The 1,355-nt window shown below is 65.6% G+C and carries 1 protein-coding gene; it reads left to right on the top strand.

Translation table 11 applies throughout. The features are described 5' to 3' along the window. A partial coding sequence (locus tag EB084_25590; protein NDD31638.1) for an amino acid adenylation domain-containing protein occupies positions 1-1,355 on the top strand: 1,355 nt, incomplete at both ends.

Here is a 1,355-nt window from a genome sequence, read left to right as displayed (position 1 = left end):
CACAGATCACGCCGGGCCAGCTCGCCTACGTCATCTACACGTCTGGCTCCACAGGGCGACCGAAGGGCGTTGGCGTCACCCACGGCAACGTAGCTGCGCTGCTGCAGCGCACGGTCCGCGACTTCACCTTCGGCCCTGATGATGCATGGACGCTCTTCCACAGCACCACCTTCGACTTCTCGGTCTGGGAGATCTGGGGAGCACTCACGCACGGGGGGCGCCTCGTCATCGTACCGCAAGAAACACGCACCTCGCCCGACCTGCTCATCGACCTGCTCCACCACGAGAAGGTCACCGTGCTCAACCAGACGCCATCTGCCTTCCAGAACCTCTTGCTCGCCATGCAGGCAAGACAGGCAAACGACACCCTGCCCGCGCTGCATCTGCGCGAGATCATCTTCGGGGGTGAAGCCCTCGACCTGCGATCCGTCGCGCCCTACCTGCACATGGGTACCCCCGGGCGCCTCGTCAACATGTATGGAATCACTGAGACCACGGTGCACGTGACCTTCGAGGCACTCACACAATCGCTCATCGATGCCTACTGCCATCAGAGCGTCATCGGCACGCCCATCGACGGCTGGGGCATCGAGGTCTGGGATGCCCACGGCAACCCCACGCCCATCGGCGTCTGGGGCGAGATCATCGTGTCCGGGGAAGGTCTGGCGCGCGGCTACCTCGAGCGGCCCGGGCTGACCGCCGACCGCTTCATCGCGGGTCCAGACGGGACCCGGTGCTACCGCAGCGGAGACCGCGGCCGCTGGCTCGCAAGCGGAAGACTCGAGCACGGTGGGCGCATCGACCACCAGGTCAAGATCAGAGGCTTCCGCATCGAGACCGGCGAGATCGAAGCAGCAATTCTCACCTGCGCAGGCGTCACGCAGGCCGTGGTGCTCGCGGTCGACGACCCCGCCGACGCCAGCAACAAGAGACTCGTGGCGTGGGTCGTGGGAACCGCCACGTCAGACGAGATCAAGCGACACATCGCGCGCACCCTGCCCGCGTACATGATCCCAACAGCCATCGTCACCCTCGAGGCGCTGCCCCTGACTTCGAACGGAAAGCTCGACCGCAAGACGCTGCCATTGCCAGAGCTCACAACGACGGGGATTGAGCAGATCACACCCACCCCCGACGACCTCGTCGGACAGATGGTGCTGTTCCAGGCTCTCGCGGTGCTCGGTGGGGGTGCTGCCTCTGCAAAGGCGCCGAGCTTCGGGCTCGAAGCCGATTTCTTCGCCCTCGGCGGCCACTCGCTGCTGGCCACCCAGCTCACCGTACGGCTGCGACAGGCGCTGGGCATAGATGTGCCCGTGCGCCTCGTCTTCGAGCATCCGCGGCTCCTCGATCTCGCC

The sequence above is a fragment of the Pseudomonadota bacterium genome (genome assembly GCA_010028905.1).
Lineage (GTDB): Bacteria > Vulcanimicrobiota > Xenobia > RGZZ01 > RGZZ01 > RGZZ01.
This window is presented reverse-complemented; position numbering and strand designations above follow the sequence as displayed.